This is a genomic window from Nitrospira sp., assembly GCA_024760545.1.
Classification (GTDB): Bacteria; Nitrospirota; Nitrospiria; order Nitrospirales; family Nitrospiraceae; genus Nitrospira_D.
The window spans coordinates 4,022,973-4,044,260 of record CP060501.1 but is presented as its reverse complement, the minus strand read 5'-3'; the positions used below and the strand labels follow the sequence as shown (position 1 = coordinate 4,044,260).

Annotated in this window: 20 protein-coding genes; 9 read left to right on the top strand and 11 right to left on the bottom strand. The window is 57.2% G+C overall.

All coding sequences use genetic code 11. The features are described 5' to 3' along the window. Positions 1 to 46: 46 nt before the first annotated feature. Together H8K03_19055 and H8K03_19050 are read right to left on the bottom strand one after the other, a co-directional pair. Complete coding sequence (locus H8K03_19055; GenBank protein ID UVT19855.1) at positions 47 to 562, bottom strand: methylated-DNA--[protein]-cysteine S-methyltransferase; 516 nt, start codon at positions 560 to 562, stop codon at positions 47 to 49. A 2-nt stretch (positions 563 to 564) separates the two neighbouring features. Continuing rightward, positions 565 to 2,007, bottom strand: a complete 1,443-nt coding sequence (locus H8K03_19050; GenBank protein UVT19854.1) for a helix-turn-helix domain-containing protein — start codon at positions 2,005 to 2,007, stop codon at positions 565 to 567. 313 nt (positions 2,008 to 2,320) lie between these two features. Here H8K03_19050 and H8K03_19045 point away from each other — a divergent pair, with 313 nt between their 5' ends. Beyond that, positions 2,321 to 2,737 (top strand): hypothetical protein, encoded by a 417-nt coding sequence (locus H8K03_19045; protein ID UVT19853.1) that lies wholly within the window; start codon positions 2,321 to 2,323, stop codon positions 2,735 to 2,737. A 72-nt stretch (positions 2,738 to 2,809) separates the two neighbouring features. Here the strand turns inward: H8K03_19045 and H8K03_19040 are convergent, their stop codons facing one another. Both H8K03_19040 and H8K03_19035 read right to left on the bottom strand, forming a co-directional pair. After that, positions 2,810 to 2,959, bottom strand: coding sequence for a hypothetical protein (locus H8K03_19040; GenBank protein UVT19852.1), 150 nt, complete (start codon positions 2,957 to 2,959; stop codon positions 2,810 to 2,812). A gap of 86 nt (positions 2,960 to 3,045) precedes the next feature. Further along, a complete protein-coding gene (locus tag H8K03_19035) occupies positions 3,046 to 3,480 on the bottom strand; it encodes a hypothetical protein (GenBank protein UVT19851.1) in 435 nt (144 codons plus the stop codon). 197 nt (positions 3,481 to 3,677) lie between these two features. Between H8K03_19035 and sthA the strand changes: the two genes are divergently transcribed. The 3 genes from sthA (at position 3,678) to H8K03_19020 (ending at position 7,014) form a co-directional block, all read left to right on the top strand. Then, a complete protein-coding gene (sthA, locus tag H8K03_19030) occupies positions 3,678 to 5,081 on the top strand; it encodes a Si-specific NAD(P)(+) transhydrogenase (GenBank protein UVT19850.1) in 1,404 nt (467 codons plus the stop codon). Between the two features lie 277 nt (positions 5,082 to 5,358). Continuing rightward, positions 5,359 to 5,841 carry a YbaK/EbsC family protein gene (locus H8K03_19025; protein ID UVT19849.1) on the top strand — a complete coding sequence of 161 codons (483 nt, stop codon included), beginning with the start codon at positions 5,359 to 5,361 and terminating at the stop codon, positions 5,839 to 5,841. 168 nt (positions 5,842 to 6,009) lie between these two features. Continuing rightward, the gene (locus H8K03_19020; protein ID UVT19848.1) at positions 6,010 to 7,014 is read left to right on the top strand and encodes a TIM44-like domain-containing protein; all 1,005 of its coding nucleotides are present in this window, start codon (positions 6,010 to 6,012) and stop codon (positions 7,012 to 7,014) included. A 143-nt stretch (positions 7,015 to 7,157) separates the two neighbouring features. On the opposite strand, the gene H8K03_19015 is transcribed toward H8K03_19020, so the two are convergent. After that, positions 7,158 to 7,715: a hypothetical protein gene (locus tag H8K03_19015; GenBank protein UVT19847.1), complete on the bottom strand. Its 558-nt coding sequence runs from the start codon at positions 7,713 to 7,715 to the stop codon at positions 7,158 to 7,160. Positions 7,716 to 8,127: 412 nt separating this feature from the next. Here H8K03_19015 and H8K03_19010 point away from each other — a divergent pair, with 412 nt between their 5' ends. Both H8K03_19010 and H8K03_19005 read left to right on the top strand, forming a co-directional pair. Next, entirely contained in the window at positions 8,128 to 9,576 is a 1,449-nt protein-coding gene (locus H8K03_19010) for a hypothetical protein (GenBank protein ID UVT19846.1), read from the top strand. 157 nt (positions 9,577 to 9,733) lie between these two features. Continuing rightward, positions 9,734 to 9,898, top strand: coding sequence for a hypothetical protein (locus H8K03_19005; GenBank protein ID UVT19845.1), 165 nt, complete (start codon positions 9,734 to 9,736; stop codon positions 9,896 to 9,898). Positions 9,899 to 9,911: 13 nt separating this feature from the next. On the opposite strand, the gene H8K03_19000 is transcribed toward H8K03_19005, so the two are convergent. Next, positions 9,912 to 10,325, bottom strand: coding sequence for a PIN domain nuclease (locus H8K03_19000; GenBank protein UVT19844.1), 414 nt, complete (start codon positions 10,323 to 10,325; stop codon positions 9,912 to 9,914). Continuing rightward, the gene (locus tag H8K03_18995) at positions 10,322 to 10,531 is read right to left on the bottom strand and encodes a type II toxin-antitoxin system VapB family antitoxin (protein UVT19843.1); all 210 of its coding nucleotides are present in this window, start codon (positions 10,529 to 10,531) and stop codon (positions 10,322 to 10,324) included. Before H8K03_18995 ends, H8K03_19000 begins: the two co-directional genes overlap by 4 nt. A gap of 250 nt (positions 10,532 to 10,781) precedes the next feature. Here H8K03_18995 and H8K03_18990 point away from each other — a divergent pair, with 250 nt between their 5' ends. Then, positions 10,782 to 11,147, top strand: a complete 366-nt coding sequence (locus tag H8K03_18990; GenBank protein UVT19842.1) for a PilZ domain-containing protein — start codon at positions 10,782 to 10,784, stop codon at positions 11,145 to 11,147. Positions 11,148 to 11,310: 163 nt separating this feature from the next. Here H8K03_18990 and H8K03_18985 read toward each other — a convergent pair whose 3' ends face one another. The 4 genes from H8K03_18985 to gltB form a co-directional block, all read right to left on the bottom strand. Then, positions 11,311 to 11,529 (bottom strand): hypothetical protein, encoded by a 219-nt coding sequence (locus tag H8K03_18985; GenBank protein ID UVT19841.1) that lies wholly within the window; start codon positions 11,527 to 11,529, stop codon positions 11,311 to 11,313. 1 nt (position 11,530) lies between these two features. After that, on the bottom strand, positions 11,531 to 12,031 hold the full coding sequence (locus H8K03_18980) for a nucleotidyltransferase (GenBank protein UVT19840.1): 501 nt from the start codon (positions 12,029 to 12,031) through the stop codon (positions 11,531 to 11,533). Positions 12,032 to 12,402: 371 nt separating this feature from the next. Next, positions 12,403 to 13,839 (bottom strand): glutamate synthase subunit beta, encoded by a 1,437-nt coding sequence (locus H8K03_18975; protein UVT19839.1) that lies wholly within the window; start codon positions 13,837 to 13,839, stop codon positions 12,403 to 12,405. Between the two features lie 222 nt (positions 13,840 to 14,061). Beyond that, positions 14,062 to 18,579, bottom strand: a complete 4,518-nt coding sequence (gene gltB, locus H8K03_18970) for a glutamate synthase large subunit (protein UVT19838.1) — start codon at positions 18,577 to 18,579, stop codon at positions 14,062 to 14,064. A 223-nt stretch (positions 18,580 to 18,802) separates the two neighbouring features. Between gltB and H8K03_18965 the strand changes: the two genes are divergently transcribed. Then, positions 18,803 to 19,807 (top strand): polyprenyl synthetase family protein, encoded by a 1,005-nt coding sequence (locus H8K03_18965; GenBank protein UVT19837.1) that lies wholly within the window; start codon positions 18,803 to 18,805, stop codon positions 19,805 to 19,807. Positions 19,808 to 19,932: 125 nt separating this feature from the next. Next, a complete protein-coding gene (locus tag H8K03_18960; GenBank protein UVT19836.1) occupies positions 19,933 to 21,258 on the top strand; it encodes a DUF1015 domain-containing protein in 1,326 nt (441 codons plus the stop codon). Positions 21,259 to 21,288 lie beyond the last annotated feature (30 nt).

Below are 21,288 nucleotides of genomic sequence, written 5' to 3'. Positions count from 1 at the left end.
GGGTTGGGGACGCTTCAACAAGTATGCCGATTGACGCCAGGCCTCCTCACAGAGAGGGTGTCTCGCACGTATGGCACGTGAGCTTCGACCCCGCTTCCAAGGCCAGGAGCGCGCGCTTTTTCGTCAAACCGCCGGCATAACCGGTGAGCGAACCGTTCGAGCCGACGATGCGATGGCAGGGCACGATGATGCTGATTGGATTGCGGCCGGTGGCGGCACCGGCTGCTCGTGCACTCCCGGGGTACCCTGCGCGCTGCGCCAATTCGGCATACGCGATGGTGTGGCCGAATCTGATACTTGCAATCGCCTTCCACACTGCGCGCTGGAACGGTGTACCGTACGGAGCGACTTTGACCGTAAAGCGCGCCCGCCTGCCGCCGAAATACTCGGCCAATTCGCGCTTCGCCTGGCGTAACGGCGCATGCCGCCCCGCTCGTTTCCACTCCTTGTCGACACGAGGGTGATACTTCTGTCCGGTGAAATAGACACCCGTCAGCGCGTGGTCATCGGCAACCAGCAACATGCGTCCACGGGGACTCTGATAGTAGTCGTAGTACGGCATGATTACTCCTTGGTCAGTGAATGCCAGAGCTGCATCACGGCATACGCGCGCCATGGCCGCCAGGCTTCACCGGCTTCGAGCACGCGGCGCACATCTTTCTCCTTCAGCGCCTTCATGACGCCGAGATCGGTATGAGGAAATGCATCCGGCCAGGCAAGCGCCCGCATAGCGATGTACTGCGCCGTCCACTCCCCCACGCCGGGCAGCGCGCGCAAATGCTCCAGCGTTTCGTCGAGATCTGCGTGAGGCGTCAGGACGAGGCCACCGTCCGCGACCGCACGCGCGAGCGTGATCACCGTGCGTGCGCGTGCCGCCGGCATCCCCAGACGCGCGATGAGGCCGACCGCCACGTCAGCCACACGTGCCGCAGATGGAAACACCACAGTCAATGCCTCAAACGGCGTCTCGAGCGGATCCCCGAACGCGTCAGCGAACCGACCTACGATGGTCCGCGCCGCGGCAACGGTCACTTGTTGTCCAATAATCGCACGCACCGCGATTTCAAATCCGTCGAATGCACCCGGGACGCGGATACCGGGACGCTGCGCCAACTTTCCCAACACGCCTGCAACCTCCGTCGGATTGCAGGACAGATCCATGAGCGTCTTGATGCGCGCAAGCAATGGCGGCAGAACCCGGGCGAGCGATGAAGAGACCGCGACATGGAGTGCCGGCTTCTTCGGTGATGGTCCGATCTCGATCCATCCGACATGGTCTTTGCCCTCCGATGTCACACGCACGGTGCGCCGGTAACGGGGCCCGTCAAGCATTTCAGCACCGTCAATCGCCCGTGCACCGAGAAACGCCGTCATGGCCGGCCAATCATAGGGCGGGCGATAACTGAGTTCGAAACTCAGAGCATCGGTAACCGGCATTGCCCGACCATTCACGCGCCGGCGCAACTGTCCAGGTTGGAGGCGATATCGTTGTCTGAAGAGCGCGTTGAAGCGCCGCAAGCTCCCAAATCCACTCGCGAACGCGACTTCGGTGACCGGCAAACCGGTATCGGCCAGCAAACGCTTGGCAAGCAGCAGACGCTGTGTCTGGGCAAACTCAACGGGCGAAACGCCAAACTCGGCGCTGAATACTCGTCGCAAATGCCGGTCGGTGATGCCGAGACTGGATGCGATCCCTACTAATCCGTCGGAGTCGAGCGCACGATCCTCAATCAGGCTCGCCGCGGCCTGTGCCACGCGTGTGGTCGCATCCACGCTCGCATTGCCCGGTGCGAGTTCTGGACGACAACGCAGACAAGGCCGGTAGCCGTCGACCTCGGCTGCAGCGGCACTCAGGTAGAATCGGCAGTTCTCGAGCCTGGGCGGCTTGACCGGACAGATCGGCCGGCAATAGATATGCGTGGATGAGACAGCGATGAAAAAGCGTCCGTCGAAGCGCGCATCACGCGCCAGCAGCGCGCGGTAACAGGTGACAGCATCGAGCAGCATAGGTGTGATTATAGCGGCGGCGAGTGACACCCTGCTCGCCATTTTCGGACATGACGATCCGAGTGGGAAACCTAGAGTAAAGAGCGGCACGGTACGGGCCGTCCACCGTCCCAAATGGGGTTCCCCGGCAGGCAGCAACTCCAAGACTGCACACAATAACTGCACGACCAAGTAATTGAAGCGGGGTCACCGCAGGAAGATCGCCGGTGAGAGGCGCGGAGGGGGGTTGTTTTTTCTAGCGCAGGAGTTACAATACGGCCCGTTTATCGAGACCGATTTACTCATCCACCACACTTTTATAGAGAGGCATACCGTGAGTCTGCGAACTATTCTACGGCTCGTTGTGGCAATAGGGGTCTATGGTACCGTCGGTCAAGCCTGGGCATATGACACCAGTCCGTACTCCCCCGGCAGCATAGACCCGTGTACTCAAGTGTATTTTTCTGCTTTCACGCCCACTCCATTTTCTGCGGAGAAGAATAATGTAGAGGTGGCGCCAAAATCAGAATTTTCATTTCTTGCATCCAAAACCACCAACTGGCCAAGCATCACTGTGAAAATCAAGGAGGAAAAGGTCCCGGTGACTGTCACCACAATCACGAACGGGTATCTGGTCAAGGGTAAACTGCCCGCCACCGTGACAGGCAGCTACATCCGGGTCGAAGTTTTCGCCAAAGGACCCAACGATTGTGACAAAGCCGATGGCTGGCTGTTGAAAGTAGGCAAGTAACTGTGAGCGAGACGATGTGGGCAGGGATCTTCCCCGCCCATGTCGGTACGGCGGTACTAGCCTGATTTATCTTCAGGGCTCCTCTTCTTCCACGGACTCGATCGATGCTTTCAGCGCGGCGACAAACGCCGCCGGCTGATCTAGTGCGTTCTTCGTCAATTGGAATTCGCTGACCAACACCCCGTCTTTGTCGACAACGACCAACCGATACCCTTCTTTCACAGCAGTTCCTCTTTTCTCCTATGTTCTGAACACACGCGCGTTGATGAGTCTCACAGACCGGTAGCCCGGGCAAGTCTCAACCTAAATTAAAACGGAAACCGGATGCCTAACTGGACTTCATTCGGGATCATCTGCCCGGCCAGGCCTTTCATTCCGGTATCGGAGAGGTTGGAGGAGGAAGATGGAGCGGACAGGGAAGTCGTAAGCGAGCGATCAATTTCGGTGGCATAGCCCCCTCCGAACCCAGCGCCGACATACGGCATAAGCGTCGCTCCCCCCACCGAGAGCTGTCTCGACACAGTCGGAAGAGTACGCAGGATCAACGTGCCCTCCATCGGCATGGACGCCGATGGTTCCTGTAATTTTCCGGTCTCCGCTGTTGTAGACAGAGGCACAGGCGCCGTCACACTGGACGTTGCCGGCCCGATCGCGCCTCCGTCTCCGCCTGTACCCGCATGGGAAAAGGGTAGACCCATGCTTACACCGATCAGAGTGGCTATCCCCAGAGACCATATCATCATGCGAAACCGAGGCATGCTTTTACCATACAACCTGCCCTGCGACGATTCAAGCAGTCCACCGACTCGCAGACCCATGGCATCGGATTGAACAGTCTCCGCCCCTCCCAACTGGCTTCAAACAATCCGCAATTTTCTTGGCGAGCAGCAGTCGTCAGGATATCGTAAGCACCGACGAAAGGTACGTTCCAAGATCTTCTATGAAATCGTATGACATGCTGGTGGTCGGAAGCGGACCAGCCGGCCAAAAGGCGGCAGTCCAAGCAGCGAAGCTGTCGAAGCGCGTTGCCCTGATCGAGAAATCCTCGCAACTGGGCGGAACGTCTCTCAATACAGGCACCTTACCGAGCAAGACGCTCAAAGACACGATCGAATACATTCATGGATTGGTTCGGCGAGGATTACCCCAGCTGGGCGCGGAACTGACCAGACGGCTGACGCTCCCCGACCTCATGGCGCGCAAAGATCAGGTCATCGAGACCGAAATCGCCGTGATCACCGATCAATTGCAGCGTAACGGCATCGAGATCATCCAGGGCACCGCCGGCTTTGTCGATCCGCATACGTTGAGCGTGGCACGATCGGATCGGCAGATCGATTATGTCCATGCCCCGGTCATCGTCCTGGCCACCGGATCGCGGCCGCGACGCCCCTCCGAGATTCCCTTCGACGACGTGACGATCTTCGACTCCGACACGTTTCTGCGCACGACAAAGCATCCGGCGAGCATCATCGTCGTCGGAGGTGGTGTCATCGGAACTGAATATGCGTCGATGCTGGCCGCCTTCGGCATCGAGGTCACTCTCATCGATCGAAGAACGCAGATGTTGCGGTTCCTCGACCTGGAAATCGCGAGCGCGCTCGACACTCAGATGCAACACAACGGCGTCGCTATCCGGCTCGGACAAGAACACCTGGACATCGCCGTCAACGAAGCCGGGCGCCCCACGGTTCAACTCCACCCCGGTGAAACGGTGACGGCTGACATGCTGCTGTACACCATGGGGCGGGTCGGCAATACGGAAGCCTTGAACCTCGCCGCGATCGGCCTCGTCACCGACCGGCAAGGACAACTCCAAGTCAATGCCCATTACCAGACCACGATTCCCCATATATACGCAGCCGGCGATGTCATCGGCTTTCCAGCCCTTGCCGCGACGGCGATGGAGCAAGGCCGCCTCGCCGCCTGCCACGCCCTTCAAGTATCCGACGAGCATGAAATAAAAGTGATTCCATACGGCATTTATAGTATTCCCGAGGTTTCGATGGTCGGAAAGACGGAGGAGGAACTCACCGCCTCAGGCGTCCCGCACGCCTCAGGAAGAGCCTTTTTTCGAGAAATGGCGCGGGGCCACATCAGCGGTGAACTCCACGGTCTCTTGAAAGTGATCTTTCACCGCGACACACATAAACTGCTGGGCGTTCATATCATCGGCCAGGGAGCCACTGAATTGATTCATATCGGACAATCGGTCCTGACCTATGAAGGCACGGTTGAGTATTTCGTGCGCAATGTCTTCAACTATCCCACGATGGCCGAGTGCTACCGCACCGCGGCCCTCGACGGTCTGAATCGGCTACACCATCATCCTCAGCCAAGATAAGCCGGTCTCGGGGCGCTGTTCCCACCACACCCCTTTGCGATCCGATCATCAGTAAAAAAGAACGGCCGGATTTTCAATAATCGTTGTGCACGCTCCTTCAAACGGAATATAATCAGCGAAATATAGTCATCGTGTGTTGCCGGTCATCATGATCTAGATGGAGGCGTAGTTATGAGCCCCATCCCGACGATCATCCCGTCCTCTTCAGGCACTGCCCTACATGTATTACTCACCAGCGACCTCCGTCTGGAGGTCAGGCGCCACAGGAGGTACGATTATGCCCATTCCATACTCGCTGAAGACGCATCTCGATCGTGAACACGTTCATTATGATGTGTTGCCGCACTCACAGACGTTCCGGGCTCTTGCCGTCGCACAGACGCTCCGTGTACCGGAACAGGAGATGGCCAAGGTAGTCATCGTGAAGGTAAAAGAGCGGTTCGTCACAACGGTGCTGCCGGCCACCTGGAAGGTGGATGTGCCGTGCCTGCGGAAGATGTTCGGGACCCACCGCGTCCGTCTCGCGACCGAAGAAGAAATCACCCAGCTCTTCCCGGATTGTGAAGTTGGCGCGATGCCCCCTCTCGGAACTCTGTATGGCCTTCCGGTCTATGTCGATCGGTCCCTCACACATGACGAGGAAATCGTCTTTGAAGGGGGCACTCACTCAGAGGCAATCCGCATGCGATACTGGGATTTTGCCGCGCTGGTGTTTCCCACCGTGGCGGAATTTCACCGCGCGCCTATGGCGACGTGTTGATCCGGCTTGGGCGTTCCTTCCTAGCGCACCCAGTCTGAAAAGCGGTGCAGCTCGGTCGTCGCTCGATGTGGTCATCCCAGCAGCAAATTTCAGGTTTTCTTGGCTCAAAGCTGCTAGGATGAGCCGATATCGATCAACGCGTCCTAGCCTGTCGTGAAAGGAAACCCCATGGTGAAAAGCTCACACCTCATTGCGATCTGTCTTATCGCCTCGCTCGTCGGCATGCCGACTTTCTCGTTCGCGAAGGCGCGGGGATCGGGCGGAGGTTTTTCGGGCGCCTCTCGCGGCGGAACCTCGCCAATGGGGATGGGCAGCCGTGGATCCCGCACCTATCAAGACAATGGCGCCAAGCCCATTGAACAATCCACCACTCCCAAGCCGTCAACCGCTCCACCGCCTCACGCAGCAAACAGCCCAACCGGTCAGTCCGCCCCGGCCACTTCTCCTTCATGGTGGCAACGCAATCCGCTGCTCGCTGGAATCGCCGGTGGGTTAGCCGGAACCTGGATCGGTCATATGCTCTTTGGCGCGACGGAGAGCATCGCCCAGACCACGGATGCGGAGCCAGCATCATCATCTAACTCCTTCGGACTGCTCTTGCTGCTGATGATGGTCGGAGCCGGTGTGCTCTATTATTTCAAAAAAGTCCGCCGCACACCCGCGCCGGTGTTCACCGGACTCTCAGGCAACTCGGCCATGAGGGGAAGTCTCATCGACATTTCATCCAACGCCACCACCCATAGGCCGACAACCGATGCCCTCACTGTGACCACCGAGGATAAGGCAGTCTTTCAGCAACTGCTGACCGACATTCAATCCGCCTGGAGTGCGCAAGATGTGGCGGCATTGCGACGTTCTTTGACGCCGGAAATGCTCAGCTATTTCAGCACTGCCTTGGCCGAAGACAACAGTCGAGGAGTGCACAATCACGTCGAAGGAGTAGAGCTGCTCAAGGGAGACGTGCGTGAAGCCTGGTCCGAAGACACCACGGACTACGCGACCGTGGATCTATGCTGGAACGCCCGCGACTATACCGTCTCCACGACGATCCCACGCGGAGAACCAGGCTATCTGGTTGAGGGCAATGAGGAAACGTCGAGTGAATCTCGCGAAGTCTGGACCTTCATGCGCGTGCGGGATGGACGGTGGCTCCTGTCGGCTATTCAGCAATAATCTTCAAGGGAAGGCGGCTGACTCACCACGTCAGCCGCCGATCCATTTCTAGGTCCTCGTAGAACCTCCCGCGGGCTTCAGCCGAAAAGAAAGCGATGGAGTTTAAGCCATCAGACATGTCCGGCAACTAGTTCTTCCCGGCGCTACTGCGCTGTTTGCCGCTTCAAATTCATACGCAGCGTCTTCATTCCCCCACCGTTCACGGAGTTGTGGCCCTTCCCCGTCAGAGACAGCGTGCCTCCCCCGAACGTCTCCAGTTCCTTGCACCCCCGCTTGTTGAACTCGACGACATAGGTCAACGCCGCACTCACAGCGACCTGGTTCTCATGGTTCGGAAGCGTCTTGGTTTCCTGCGGCTCCAGATCGAAATTCTTCTCCTCGACGACCTTCCCGCCCAACTCGCACTTAAATTGGACATGTCCGGTCAGAGTTGCATCTTTCACGCCGCTCTCCTGATCTTCTACGGCAAACGTCACCACATACTGATCGCTCGCCGCCACCTCGACTGTCTGCCCGTCCTGCACAATATCTTTTCGCTCTTTGGTCACCACGTTGTAGGTCTGCCAGGCGAGGGTCGGTGGAGAAGCATCGGAACCAGGAATGGCGACCATCGGCACTGGTTTGACACAGCCGACAGACAAAAGACTGAGCATGCTTACAGACAATACGGACATCCTGACAACGAGACGATATGATTTCATGACGAACTCCTTTGCGTTCATAGAAGTGAGCGGCGGCATGCTAGGCGGTTCGCAGGGTGGAGTCAAGGAGGCAGTGTCGCAAGGAGAAGAAGCGGTTTCTCGATTGCATGAGCAATCGAGAAAGACGCCGTCAGGCTCACTCATAGCGAGAGGTTACAACACCTGCACGATAAAACACTTCAGATACCGCGTTTCCGGCATCCTGGCGAGGATCGGATGGTCGCAATTTTGGTCGCGTTGCCAATATGGAGGCTTGCCCGTCGAGGCGGAGGAAACGTACACTCCAAGCTTGACGTGCTTGTTTGCCAAGGGGTGCAGCGCTCCTGCTCATTTTCCAACAGGCGAGATCCAGTACACATCCATCCGCGAAAAGTGCGCTACACAATAGGAGCAGGGTCCTATCACAGGACATATGGGTATCCAGTTGCAGTTCAGACATGTCTTAGGCTGGCCGTCACTGGCCTGGGTGGCACAATGTTCCGACACCGAGGTGATTCTCGCGCACGGCAGCCGGGTTGAAACAGGGCCGGAGTGGTTTGCTGAAGCCGTCTGGGACGGTCCATTCGCAGAAGGCCGGTTCGATCAAACGGACCTGGTATTTGGGTCTGGCGGGCGAGTGTCCGATGGCACTGTGACGTTTGTGTCATCCGGCTCCACCGTAGATCGCTTGGTGTCCATCCAGGTACGCAACCATGTCTATATCTCCAATTCTCTGGTCGCGCTGTGCGCCACACTGAATCTTTCCGTCGACCCCCTCGCGGACGATTACTATTCGAACTTCCGGTCGATTGTCGACGGCCTTCAGAAATACAAAGGTCTCCTTCACACTACGCAAGGCCCTCTACGTCTCACGTACTTTCATAATCTTCGATGGAACGGCCGATCGCTCGACGTGACAGAGAAGCCGCTCGGTGACCGAATCTTCAATACCTTCAAAGAATACAGATATTTTCTGGAAGCCTCGCTGAGAGCCATCGGTCGAAACATGATGGACCCACTTCGCAAGTGGCCCTATCGCCCGCTGGGGACTCTCTCCGCAGGGTATGACTCTCCAACGATCGCCGTGCTGGCCCGCGAAATGGGCAATACAGACGTGCTGACGTTTCAGCAGGGAAGAGAAGGCCGTGCCGATAGCGGTGAGCCCATCGCGAAACGACTCGGTCTTCACGCCATCGTGCTCGACCGGACCGCGTGGCGACAGGAGCCGTTCGCGGAAGTGCCGTTTCTTGCCGCCGATGCCTATGGGGAAGAGGTACACTTCGCGGCGGCACGGTGCCATTTGCAGGAAAGAGTATTGTTGACCGGGTATTATGGCGACATCGTATGGGGCATCGACCCGCACGATCGATCACCAGATATCGTTCGGGGAGATCCGACCGGACTGGCCCTTAGCGAATGGCGGCTATGGGTGGGATTTATCCATTGTCCCGTGTTGTTCTTCGGGGTGAGAAATAGCGAGCAGGTCTATCGCATTTCAACCAGCGAGGACATGAAACCTTGGAGCGTGGGCGGCGATTATGACCGTCCGTTCTGTCGACGGATCATCGAGGAGGCCGGTGTGGACCGAGAACTCTTCGCTCGCGAGAAGAACGCAACCGCGGTCGTGCTCTGGAACCCCAACGAGGGATTCCTTCCCGACGAGTCCATGCGAGACTACAGGCGATGGTTACAGCACCATGCGACAGGCTGGTTACGACGGCGAATGATCCCGCCGAGTTGGCGGGGACAAGCGCATGGGATGGCATCGCGCCTGCCTGGGGGGTGGCGCGTTATCAGTGGTCCCAGATACTTTGACCACCTCTTTCCCTGGGCTCTGGAGCACGCCAAACGCCGCTATATGGGCATGGGAGCCATCTTTTGACCCCAACTGCGCGAGATGTTGCCTTTTAAAAAGGCCATAGATACCTGATGCTCATGCACAGCGTCTGACGCTGAGTTACCGTAAGGCTGATCCGCTAAGGCATCTGGATGATGAAACACTTCACATACCGCATGTCCGACATGCTGGCGAGGATCGGATGGTCGGGGCTCTGGCCACGTTGCTCGATAAGTCTGATGTCTCGCTTCGCGGCACTCGCCGCGAAGCGAATACTGTTCCAGGGCTAGAAAAGACTCCCTACCATTTTATTTTCTCTCAAGTGGGCAATGTCACCATGAAAAGCTTTTGGGCTGCGCGGGGATAATGCTGATCAATGATCAATTGCCGTTCCCTTTCTCTGGATGCACAACTTTCAATCCAAGCCCATCTTCGAATGGGTCAAAGTCGCGATCATTGTGAAGTAATGTGTGGCCCTCAATCAGGCAAAAGGTAGCGATAAGACAATCGATTGTCCTTCGAACGGTTCTACCGGAGGCGCGAAGCTTCCGATAGTTCGCAGCCGCTTGAATGGCTAATTCAACAGTTCCTGTTTCAAAGACGGCGAGCCTCAGAAGTTCTCCCCGCACTGCCTTGAATTGGTCATCGTTGGTTACTCCTTGCAACACCTCACAAAGAATCAGATCGGTAAGCCCTAGTCGTTCGCTGATCAAGTGGGATTCGAGCCATACGGTGTGAGGTGTCGTCGTACCCCGGATGTAATCGACCCAGACCGTCGTATCGACTATGATCATGAAGCTACCTTGATCCGGCCTTCGCGCATCGTATCGAGATCACCCTCCCATATGATCTTTCCACGTAGGCGGCGAATGCCTTCCTGCCCCTTTACCTTGATCAGTAATCGGAGGCCTTCTTCTACGACGGCCTTCTTGGTTGAAAGACCCGTCGCCTTCATCGCCTGTCGCATAAGACTATTGTCGATCACGATATTGGTACGCATAGGCCCTCCGCATCATAATGTGTATGATTTCCATCATAATACACACTCGCCTTAAGCACAACAAGGGGAGAAAAACTCCGTGTGTGAAGCGATGAGGGCGGAGAAGCATGTCAAACGCAACAGACGGGCGCCACGCACCAGACTCGTATTCACAGTCGCTCCGTCAGCGCCACGTTAATAGCCAAATAAGCCAAGCCGCTTTCAAGTTTTCCTTGGCGTTACCGATATGGACAATAGCACGGAGGCACGTATGCGGCTACGGAGTAGCCCGAGAATGCATGTGCGGTATCCCGCCAGCGTCCAGACCGACGACGGCGCAGGTGAGGGAATTCTGTTCAATCTCTCACTAACGGGATGCAGGATGCAAAGCAGTGTCGCCCTGACTCCGGGGAGCTACCTCGCGCTGCACATCGAAACCCCAGACGCGGAATCTCCTCTGGCCGTCGAAGTCTCAATCGTTCGTTGGACCAAAGACAATCAGGTCGGCATCGAGTTCCTTCGCTACGCCCAAGGCGACCGTCAGCGAGTCTTGGATCTGATCGAAGGTCGTGAAGCTTCTGTCACCTCCGATCACACTGAGCATGAAGAAGTGCCCCTCAGTACCGTCGCCGCGTAAGCACATTTTCCTTTCAATCGTTCTTGAAAGCTTCTTAGCTGTTCAAACCAATCATGTAGCGTGACAGAACTCCCGGCTTTACTTCACTAATTGCTCGATGACTTTCAAACCGAGGTAGCGATTCCTACCGCCATTTTTCGGCCTTCGGCTATGGCTCAGACGATCATTCCGACGATGATCCCATCGCGTCCCATTCTCCTTTGCTGATGAATCGTCTCGGCTTCAACGCGCCGCTCGCGTACGCCAAATGAAGAATTTCCTCCAGCCAGGCCAGGCGTTGAACTGGAGTCGCCAACAGTGTCGCAGCAAGCAGATTCTGATCATCGGCATTCCAGTCTGCTGGCTGCGTCTCCTGTGAGGACACCACGGACTTTTCAACCATATTAACGGCTTCCCTTTTGCTGTTGGATAGCTTCCAGCTGCACAACGTCCGCCAGATCCTGCGGTCTTCCGGCCCGTCGTTTTAAAAGGATTAGATCATCGAGCGAAGCAATTCTGATCTTTATCTTATTCAACATGACTTCTTGAGAACGGGCCAAGAGCTCTTCGAATGGCACCTCCGGCTTGAGCAACAAGTCTACCACTCGCATCGGATTTGCTGGATCAACAAGTGAAAAAGCTCGCATATGTTTCTCTCGATGCCATACTTCTCGAACTGTAGAATCCGCAAATTGCTCAGGAGCTACCGGCACCTGCGGGCGAAATCCTCTCGCCACTAGCGCTTGAATCATCTTCGTAGCTTCTCCTGGCGCTAGATCTACGGCCAAATCCACATCGGCTGTTGCTCGGGCATATCCGTGCATGACGGTCGCAAGGCCGCCGACTACGACATAACGAACTTCTGCCGCATTGAGTATTTGGAATATGGGTTCGAAGACCGACACGAGGCTATTTTAGCGGATGCTTACGAATATAGCAGCCCGCTAGCGGTTTCCGTTCAAATCAACCGACAAGGGACGCTCGGGACCGCGAGGAGAGCAGGACAGGCGACCAAAAACATGGACCGGAAAACTCTAGAAAGTGAATGAGATAGCTTAACAACTAAGGGAAGGATTTGGGAGTAACCGTTCTTTGAGGAGTTGCCATCTGCGCCTGACTTCTTCGACTCCTTTCTCTCTTTCTCGTCGGTATCGTTCTAGAGATCCATCCTGAGCCGCTCTCAAATAGAGCTCGTCTATCAGATGCAGCTTTTCCTCGATCGACATATTGTTGGAGGCTTTTCTTCTTGGCTTCGACGTGGTCTTCGTCTTTCTTTTCATTTCACAGACACCTTCGCGGATTTTCCGGCATGCAGATACTGATCGATACCCGCCGCCATTTTTCGCCCTTCGGCGATGGCCCAGACGATGAGTGAGGCGCCGCGTTTCGTGTCGCCGCCGGCGAAGACGCCGTCAAGGTTGGTCATGAAGTTCCCGTCGACCGTCACAGCCCCACGCGCGTCATACTTCACACCCAGGTCATCGAGCAGGCCGTTCTTGATCGGACCGGTGAACCCCATGGCCAGCAGCACCAGATCGGCGTTCATCTCGAACTCGGTGTTGGGAACAGGCGTGAACTTGCCGTTGCTGAACTGCACGCGATGCCCGTGCAGCTTGGTGACATGGCCATTGTGGCCGGTAAACTTCGTCGTGGACACGCTCCATTGCCGATCACAGCCTTCTTCATGAGCATGCGACGTGCGCAGTTGCATCGGCCAGAGCGGCCAAGGGGTTGACTCGGCACGCTGCGGCGGGGGCTCCGATAGCAACTCAAATTGATGCGCTTCGACGCAGCCTTGGCGATGCGTGGTCCCGAGACAGTCGGATCCCGTATCACCCCCGCCGATGATGACCACTCGTTTGCCTTTCGCGGTGATCGGCTCATCGCTGAGAGGAATGCCTGCCGTGCGCTTGTTTTGCTGGGTGAGGTATTCCATCGCGAGATGCACGCCCTTGAGTTCTCTTCCCGGAATCGGCAGCTCGCGGGCCTGTTCGGCGCCGAGCGTCAAACCCACGGCGTCGAACTGTTTGCGCAACTGCTCGCCGGTGATGTCCTTTCCGACCGCGACGCCGGTTTGAAACTTCACTCCCTCGACCTTCATCTGCTCCAATCGCCTGTCGATAACCCACTTTTCCATTTTGAAGTCGGGAATGCCGTAGCGAAGCAGACCGCCGATCCGATCGGCTTTCTCGAAAAGGGTCACGTCATGGCCGGCCCGAACCAGTTGCTGCGCGGCAGCGAGCCCCGCCGGACCGGAGCCGACGATCGCCACCGTTTTCCCGGTTTTGACGACCGGCAATATCGGAGTGACAAGTCCATCGTTGAAGCCGCGATCGACGATGTTCCATTCGATGATGCGAATGGAAACCGGATCTTCGTTGATACCCAACACACAAGCCCCTTCGCAGGGCGCGGGACAGAGACGGCCGGTAAACTCTGGAAAGTTATTCGTCGTATGCAGGGCCTTGAGCGCGTCTTTCCAGCGGCCGCGATAGACGAGATCGTTCCACTCCGGGATCAGATTGACCACGGGACAGCCGGTGTTACCCTGGCAAAACGGCACACCGCAATCCATACAGCGCGCGCCTTGAGTCTTCAGCTTCTCTTCGGCGATCGGCTCGTACATTTCCTTCCAATCGAGCACACGCAACTCGACCGGCTTTCGCTTCGGGCCCTCACGGGCATATTTCATGAAGCCTTTTGGGTCACCCATGGCTACTTAACTTTGTCCCCCTCGAATCATATATTGGCGATTGACTGGGAAACCCTCAATTTCACCCGCCCAACCCTGCGCGCTTTCACACCCACCCTTCCCAGCCTGCCGATGCAGGCCTTTCCACATGGACGTGCGCTTTACCCTACTTGGATCACCCATGTCTTACTCGTCGTTCGCCTTTCGTATCTGGTCTCTCGTACGCGCGCTTGACCACCCGGTTCAATGCACGGCGCTCGCTTTACGCTTCCGTTCTTCCATGACGCGTTTGTAATCGACCGGCATCACCTTCACGAATTTTGGAACCGTGGCATCGAATGCATCGAGGACCTGCTTGGCCTTCCGGCTGCCGGTGTACATGAAGTGTTTCGTGATCAATCCGTGGAGCAGCTGTTTGTCTTCCTTGGTCGTGACCGGCTCCAACTCAACCATGCCGGTATTGCAGCGGCTTTGGAATGTCCCGCCGTCATCCAGCACGAAGGCGACGCCCCCGGACATCCCGGCCGCGAAGTTGCGCCCTGTTCCGCCGAGCACCACGACCACGCCACCGGTCATATACTCACACCCGTGATCGCCCGTCCCTTCGACGACGGCATGCGCCCCGCTGTTTCGAACGGCAAACCGCTCGCCCGCCCGTCCATAGAAATACGCTTCGCCCTGCGTCGCGCCATATAATGAGGTATTCCCGATCAGAATGGTTTCTTCAGGATCGTAGAGCGCGTCCTTCGGCGGGTACACGATGATCTTGCCGCCGGACAATCCCTTCCCGATATAATCGTTCGACTCCCCTTCCAGGGTCAGCGTAATGCCTCGCGCAAGGAACGCCCCAAAGGATTGGCCGGCCGACCCGTTGAACTTGATCGAGATCGTATCTTCCGGGAGACCTTCCAGGCCGTATTTCTTGGCGATCTTACTGGACAGAACTGTGCCGGTCGTCCGATTCACGTTGCGGATCGGCAGTTGAACATTCACCTTTTCGCCCTTGTCGATCGCCGGCCGGCACAGCTCCACCAGCTCGTTATCGAGAATATGATCAAGGCCGTGATCCTGCTTTTGCACACAATAGCGAGCCACGTTCGGCCCCACGTCGGGCATGACCAGCAAGGGCGAAAGATCCAACCCTTTGGCTTTCCAGTGATCGACCGCCTTGGTGATTTTGAGCTTATCGACCCGGCCGACCATCTCATTGATCGTCCTGAACCCGAGCTTCGCCATGAGTTGCCGCGCTTCTTCGGCGACGAAGAACAGGTAATTCACGATATGTTCCGGCTTGCCGTTGAATTTCTTCCGCAGTTCGGGATCTTGCGTCGCGATGCCGACGGGACAGGTGTTCAGGTGGCACTTGCGCATCATGATGCAGCCTTCGACGATGAGCGGCGCCGTCGCGAATCCATACTCCTCGGCGCCAAGCAGCGTGGCGATCACCACGTCGCGGCCCGTTTTCATCTGTCCGTCCGTTTCAACGCGAATACGTCCGCGGAGATCGTTGAGCACCAGTGTTTGGTGAGTTTCCGCCAGCCCCAGCTCCCACGGAATACCGGCATACTTGATCGACGACAACGGCGACGCGCCCGTGCCGCCGGAATCACCGCTGATCAGGACTTTGTCGGCATGGGCTTTGGCGACACCAGCCGCCACGGTCCCGACTCCGACTTCGGCGACGAGCTTGACCGAGACACCAGCCTCCGGATTCGAGTTCTTCAAGTCGAAGATCAGCTGAGCCAAATCCTCAATCGAGTAGATATCATGATGCGGCGGAGGCGAGATCAGCTGTACGCCCGGCGTGGCATAGCGGAACCGCGCAATATTCTCATCGACCTTGTGTCCGGGTAACTGTCCTCCCTCACCCGGTTTCGCGCCCTGCGCCATCTTGATCTGCAATTCACGCGCATTGACCAGGTAATGCGCCGTCACACCGAACCGGGCCGAGGCCACTTGCTTGATATAACTGTTCTTCGAATCACCGTTCGGCAGCGGTTTGAACCGCTCGGGATCTTCACCGCCTTCCCCGGTGTTGCTCTTGCCGCCGAGCCGGTTCATGGCGATCGCGAGCGTTTCATGCGCTTCCTTGCTGATCGACCCGAACGACATCGCGCCGGTATTGAAGCGCTTAACAATGTCTTTGGCAGGCTCCACCTCGTCGATGGAAATCGGCTGGCCCGCGAATTTGAAATCGAACAGACCGCGCAAGTTCGACCGCCGCTGACTCTCATCGTTGACGAGTTGGGCGAATTCCGCGTAGGTCTTCGCGTCGTTCGCGCGGCTGGCATGCTGCAGTTTGTAGATCGTGTCAGGATTCCAATTGTGATGCTCGCTCTGAATGCGGTAATGAACTTCTCCGCCGAAATCCAGTTGGCGGATCGCCGCCGGTTCGTAGGCCGTCCGATGCCGGCGTAACGTTTCCTCGCCGATCTCGCCGATGCCGACCCCTTCGATGCGCGACGCCGTTCCCGTAAAGTACCGATCGATCAGTTCGTGATTCAACCCAATGGCCTCGAAAATCTGCGCCCCGCAGTAGGATTGCACGGTCGAGATGCCCATCTTGGAGAAGATTTTGAGCAGGCCCTTATTGATGGCCTTGATGAACTTGCCTTCAGCTGTTTGGGCGTCGAGCCCTTCCGGCAAATACTCGTCGCGTTCCATATCGACGAGCGTTTCAAAGACGAGATAGGGGTTGATCGTTCCGGCGCCGTAGCCGATCAAGCAGGCGAATTGGTGCACATCACGCGGTTCCCCGGTTTCCAGAATGAGTCCGACTTCAGTTCTCGAGCATTCCCGCACCAAGTGGTGGTGGACAGCCGAAATACCGAGGAGGCTGGGAATCGGTGCCCAGGCCTCGTCGACTCCGCGATCGCTGAGGATCAAGAATTTGTACCCTTCCTTGATCGCCTGCGACGCTTCCCGGCATAGCTCGTCGACCGCCGCGCCAAGACCGTCCGCCCCTTCGGCTACGCGGAACAACATGCGGAGCGTCTTGCTCTTGAAGTTCGGGTCCGAAATTCCGCGGATCTTTTGGAGATCGGCGTTCGTCAAAATCGGTTGTTGCACCTTGATCCGCCGGCACGATTCGGGCGACTCATCCATCAGATTGGGCTTCGGCCCGATGTTCGTGACCAGCGACATCACCAGCTGCTCACGAATCGGGTCGATGGGCGGATTCGTGACCTGGGCGAAGAGTTGCTTGAAATACTTGAACAACAGCTGCGGCCGATTCGACAGCACCGCCAGAGGCGTGTCGGTCCCCATCGACGACACCGGTTCCTCGCCGTTGACGATCATGGGCGTGATGACCATCTTCAACTCTTCCACCGTATAGCCGAAAGCTTGCTGCCGTTGCCTGATCGTGGGGTGATCCGGCTGCGGCACGTTCAACGGTTCCGGCAGTTCGTCAAGCGAGACACCGTATTGCGTCACCCAGCTGCGGTACGGCTTCCGTTTGACGATATCGGCCTTGATCTCTTCATCATCGATAATCCGGCCCTGTACCGTATCGACCAAGAACATGCGTCCGGGCATGAGCCGGCCCTTCATCCGAATGTCTTTCGCCGGGGCCGGAAGCACTCCGGCTTCCGATGCCAGCACGACCGTTCCATCCGTCATCACTTGGTAGCGGCACGGGCGGAGTCCATTGCGGTCCAGCGTTGCACCGATCATCTTGCCGTCGGTAAAGCACACGGCTGCCGGCCCGTCCCACGGCTCCATCATCGCCGCGTGATACTGATAGAAGCCCCGGCGATCCAAATCCATTTGTGAATTCGCCACCCACGGTTCGGGAATCAACATCATCATGGCGTGCGGCAGGGAGCGTCCGCCGAGCAGCAGAAATTCAAGCGTGTTGTCCAGACAGGCCGAGTCGCTTTGATTCTCGGAGACGATCGGGAACAGTTTCTCCATGTCCTTGCCGAACAGTTCGGAGTGGAGACGGCCCTGACGCGCCTTCATCCAATTGACGTTGCCCTTCAGCGTATTGATCTCGCCGTTGTGGCACACATACCGATAGGGATGCGCCCGCGGCCACGTGGGGAAGGTATTCGTGCTGAATCGCGAGTGCACCAGTGCCAGTGCGCTCACCATCCGTTCGTCGGTGAGATCCTGGTAGTACGGCGCCATTTGATGGGGAAGCAGGAGCCCCTTGTAGACGATGGTATTGGCCGACAAGCTCGACACGTAGAAGTGTTCTCGTCCTTGAATCGCCGACTCCTCCACCGCTTGTTCGATCCGCTTGCGGACCACATAGAGCTTTCGTTCGAACTGGGCCTCGTTCAACGCGTCGCGCGCGATGAAAATTTGCCGCATGAACGGCTCTGTGGTTCGCGCTTGTTCGCCAATCTGATCGCTCTTGACCGGCACATCGCGCCAGCCAAGCAGGCGCAAGCCTTCTTCAGCGATGATTTCAGTGAACAGCCGCTCGCATAACCGGCGGGAATCCGCATTCGGCGGCAGAAACAACTGCCCCACCCCATACTCACCCTCCCCGGGCAATGACACGCCGGCATCGCCGGCTACCCGCTTCAAGAAGGTGTGCGGGACTTGTAGCAGAATACCGGCTCCATCCCCGGTGCACGGATCGCATCCCTGCGCTCCGCGGTGAGTCAGATTCTCCAATACTTGAAGCCCTTGCTGCACAATGTCGTGGGACTTCTTCCCTTTGATGTTGACGACGAAGCCGATCCCACAGGAATCCTTCTCATGCCGGGGATCATAGAGCCCTTGCTGACGGGGGAAACCGGGAAGATTCATGTGTCTATCTCGTTCAAAGATCACGCGTTTTCCTATTGAATGGAGAATGGCGCGCGAGAGAAACTTCGGGTGAATTGAACCCCATAGTCCTCAGGCTGATTCTCAGGCGAATGTCACGGTGGGACAGACCTTACTGGATGGGTCATTCTTCTGTCAAGATTGCGTGTTCTTATCGCCGTCATTTGCTTGACTTTATTTCCTCGGCTGCCATACCATCCGCGGCATGACACAAGGTCCTGTAATTGCCACCCTGCACAGCATGGCCGATGTGTGGGAAGCCTATCGCGGCGAGCTGGATGGAGTTGAAGATCGGGTCCGAAAGAACCTGGACTCCAGCGTCACCCTGGTCAACACCGTTGCCGCCCATATTTTGAGCGGCGGCGGCAAGCGCATCAGACCCCTGCTTTTACTCCTGTCGGCCCGCCTCTGCGGGTATCCGGGGTCCGAGCACCATCAGCTGGGCAGTATTGTGGAATACATTCACACCGCGACCCTGTTACACGACGATGTCGTGGATGACGCGGATATTCGAAGGGGCAGGCGAACCGCTCGAAAGGTATGGGGAAACCAGATCAGCATTCTAGTCGGCGACTATCTCTATACCAAGGCGATGTGCAAAGTCGTTGAGTTCCAGAGTCAGGGAATCAATGAGGTCCTCGCCGATGCCTGTAAAAAAATGGCCGAAGGTGAGGTCCTTCAGCTGTATTACAACGGAAACCCCTCGATGCCGGAGATTGACTACATCAAGATCGTCGAGCACAAAACTGCCGGATTGATCGCCGCCTCCTGCCGAATGGGCGCCATCCTGGCCGAAGCCTCGGAGACACAGCAGAATGCGTTGTTCCGCTTCGGTCAATACCTCGGCATTGCGTTCCAGGTCGCCGACGATACGTTGGATTATACCGCGAACGGCGAGTCACTCGGGAAAACGATCGGACAGGACCTTCGCCAGGGAAAAGCTACGCTGCCGCTCCTGCACCTGCTGCAGCACTGTTCGGAGCAGGACAGACAGATGATCAAAGATCGAATGGAAACTCGGACGCTCAGCACGTCCGATCTAGAGCGCATTCTTTTGCTGATGGCCGATTTCGGGTCGATCACCTACGCGATGGATCGCGCCCGAGCGTATATCGCCGCCGCCAAGCATGAACTCGATCGCTTCGACGATAGTACCGCGCGGCGTGCGCTGTCGGTCGCCGCTGATTACATGATTACCCGCGATCGGTAATTGCCTTTCCGCCAGCCGGACGTACGCTGGGCCGTGGGAGCGGCACGGCGTAGGCGAAAGAACCCCGCTCGCTCTTGTAACCATCAAACCATCGTCGCTGTTGCGACACTGCAAAGGGGCTGTTCATGTCACAGATCTTTCCATTTCAGGGTACATTGTTCGACCAGACGATTGTGGGCGCCATCAAGGATGTGATCGCTCCACCGTACGATATCATCGATGCGGAAGGGCAGAAGCGGCTCCACGACCGGCATCCCCACAATATCATCCGCATGGAATTGGGGCTGGACCAGACCGGTGATAGCCCCGCGCATAACCGGTATACCCGAGCAGCCGCTGCGCTTCAGGCCTGGATCAAGGACGGCATCCTCAAACGCGATGAGCGGCCGGCTGTTTATTACCACACTATTGAATATAGCCCTCCCTACTCAGCGCCGGATGCGCCCAAGAAGGTGTTACGAGGGTTCCTGGCCTTGGCAAAGCTGGAGGCCCTGGACTCCGGGCATATCTATCCGCATGAGAACACGCGCGCCGCGGCGAAAACCGATCGCCTGAACCTCATCGAAGCCTGCCGGACGAACTTCAGTCCGATCTGGTCTCTCTACTCCGATCCGCTCGGTGTCATCATGGGACTCTTGGAAGCCGAGGTAAAAGGCAAACCCGCCCTCTACGATTTTCAAGACGATGCCGGCTGCCGCGAACGCCTGTGGGCCGTGACCGATGAGGCCATCCTCGGACAGATGACCGATACGATGCGGAGTAAGCCGCTGTTCATTGCAGACGGTCATCACCGCTATGAGACCGCGTTGAACTATCAAAAACTCCGTCGACAACAGGACAGCGCTCCGGCCGGGCTCCAGCCTTACGACTCAGTATTAATGCTGCTCTCCCAGCTTGAAGATCCGGGGTTGACGGTGTTGCCGACGCACCGGGTTGCAACCACTCCACTGCCTTCCCTGGACCAGATCAAGCAGTCGCTCGGCGAGATGTTCGAGTTCCGAGAGTATCCCTATACTCCATCCACACAGAGTCAGGCGCGCCACCAGTTTCTGACCGCATTGAGGACAGAAGGAAAGAGCGCGCCGGTGTTCGGCCTGACCCGGCAAGGCGATGAACGATACGTCACCCTGACGCTGAAACCGGCGCATCGGCCCTCTGCGCAGGCATCACCTCGGACCAAACTCGACGTCTCTCTACTCCAACAGCTCATCGTGACCAAGCTCTGCCCGACTCAACAGGAGCAGGAAGCCATTCTGTACACGAAAGATGATCACGAAGCGCTCGATTGGGTGGCTCGAGGAACAGGGACAGGCGCGTTCCTTCTTAACGCCACCAAGGTCAGTGAAGTGCAAGCCGTCGCGGCGGCCGGCGAACGGATGCCGCACAAATCCACATACTTTTACCCCAAGCCGTTGACGGGACTCGTCATCAATGTCATGGAGAATGCGTGAGGGGTAAGGGGTGGAGCATCAGATAATGGA

Bases quoted from the DNA above. Each gene is read 5' to 3' on its own strand.
- H8K03_19055 (UVT19855.1), bottom strand. From the start codon at position 562: ATGCCGTACTACGACTACTATCAGAGTCCCCGTGGACGCATGTTGCTG.
- H8K03_19050 (UVT19854.1), bottom strand. From the start codon at position 2,007: ATGCTGCTCGATGCTGTCACCTGTTACCGCGCGCTGCTGGCGCGTGAT.
- H8K03_19035 (UVT19851.1), bottom strand. From the start codon at position 3,480: ATGATGATATGGTCTCTGGGGATAGCCACTCTGATCGGTGTAAGCATG.
- sthA (UVT19850.1), top strand. From the start codon at position 3,678: ATGAAATCGTATGACATGCTGGTGGTCGGAAGCGGACCAGCCGGCCAA.
- H8K03_19025 (UVT19849.1), top strand. From the start codon at position 5,359: ATGCCCATTCCATACTCGCTGAAGACGCATCTCGATCGTGAACACGTT.
- H8K03_19020 (UVT19848.1), top strand. From the start codon at position 6,010: ATGGTGAAAAGCTCACACCTCATTGCGATCTGTCTTATCGCCTCGCTC.
- H8K03_19015 (UVT19847.1), bottom strand. From the start codon at position 7,715: ATGAAATCATATCGTCTCGTTGTCAGGATGTCCGTATTGTCTGTAAGC.
- H8K03_19010 (UVT19846.1), top strand. From the start codon at position 8,128: ATGGGTATCCAGTTGCAGTTCAGACATGTCTTAGGCTGGCCGTCACTG.
- H8K03_19005 (UVT19845.1), top strand. From the start codon at position 9,734: ATGGTCGGGGCTCTGGCCACGTTGCTCGATAAGTCTGATGTCTCGCTT.
- H8K03_19000 (UVT19844.1), bottom strand. From the start codon at position 10,325: ATGATCATAGTCGATACGACGGTCTGGGTCGATTACATCCGGGGTACG.
- H8K03_18995 (UVT19843.1), bottom strand. From the start codon at position 10,531: ATGCGTACCAATATCGTGATCGACAATAGTCTTATGCGACAGGCGATG.
- H8K03_18990 (UVT19842.1), top strand. From the start codon at position 10,782: ATGCGGCTACGGAGTAGCCCGAGAATGCATGTGCGGTATCCCGCCAGC.
- H8K03_18985 (UVT19841.1), bottom strand. From the start codon at position 11,529: ATGGTTGAAAAGTCCGTGGTGTCCTCACAGGAGACGCAGCCAGCAGAC.
- H8K03_18975 (UVT19839.1), bottom strand. From the start codon at position 13,839: ATGGGTGACCCAAAAGGCTTCATGAAATATGCCCGTGAGGGCCCGAAG.
- gltB (UVT19838.1), bottom strand. From the start codon at position 18,579: ATGAATCTTCCCGGTTTCCCCCGTCAGCAAGGGCTCTATGATCCCCGG.
- H8K03_18965 (UVT19837.1), top strand. From the start codon at position 18,803: ATGACACAAGGTCCTGTAATTGCCACCCTGCACAGCATGGCCGATGTG.
- H8K03_18960 (UVT19836.1), top strand. From the start codon at position 19,933: ATGTCACAGATCTTTCCATTTCAGGGTACATTGTTCGACCAGACGATT.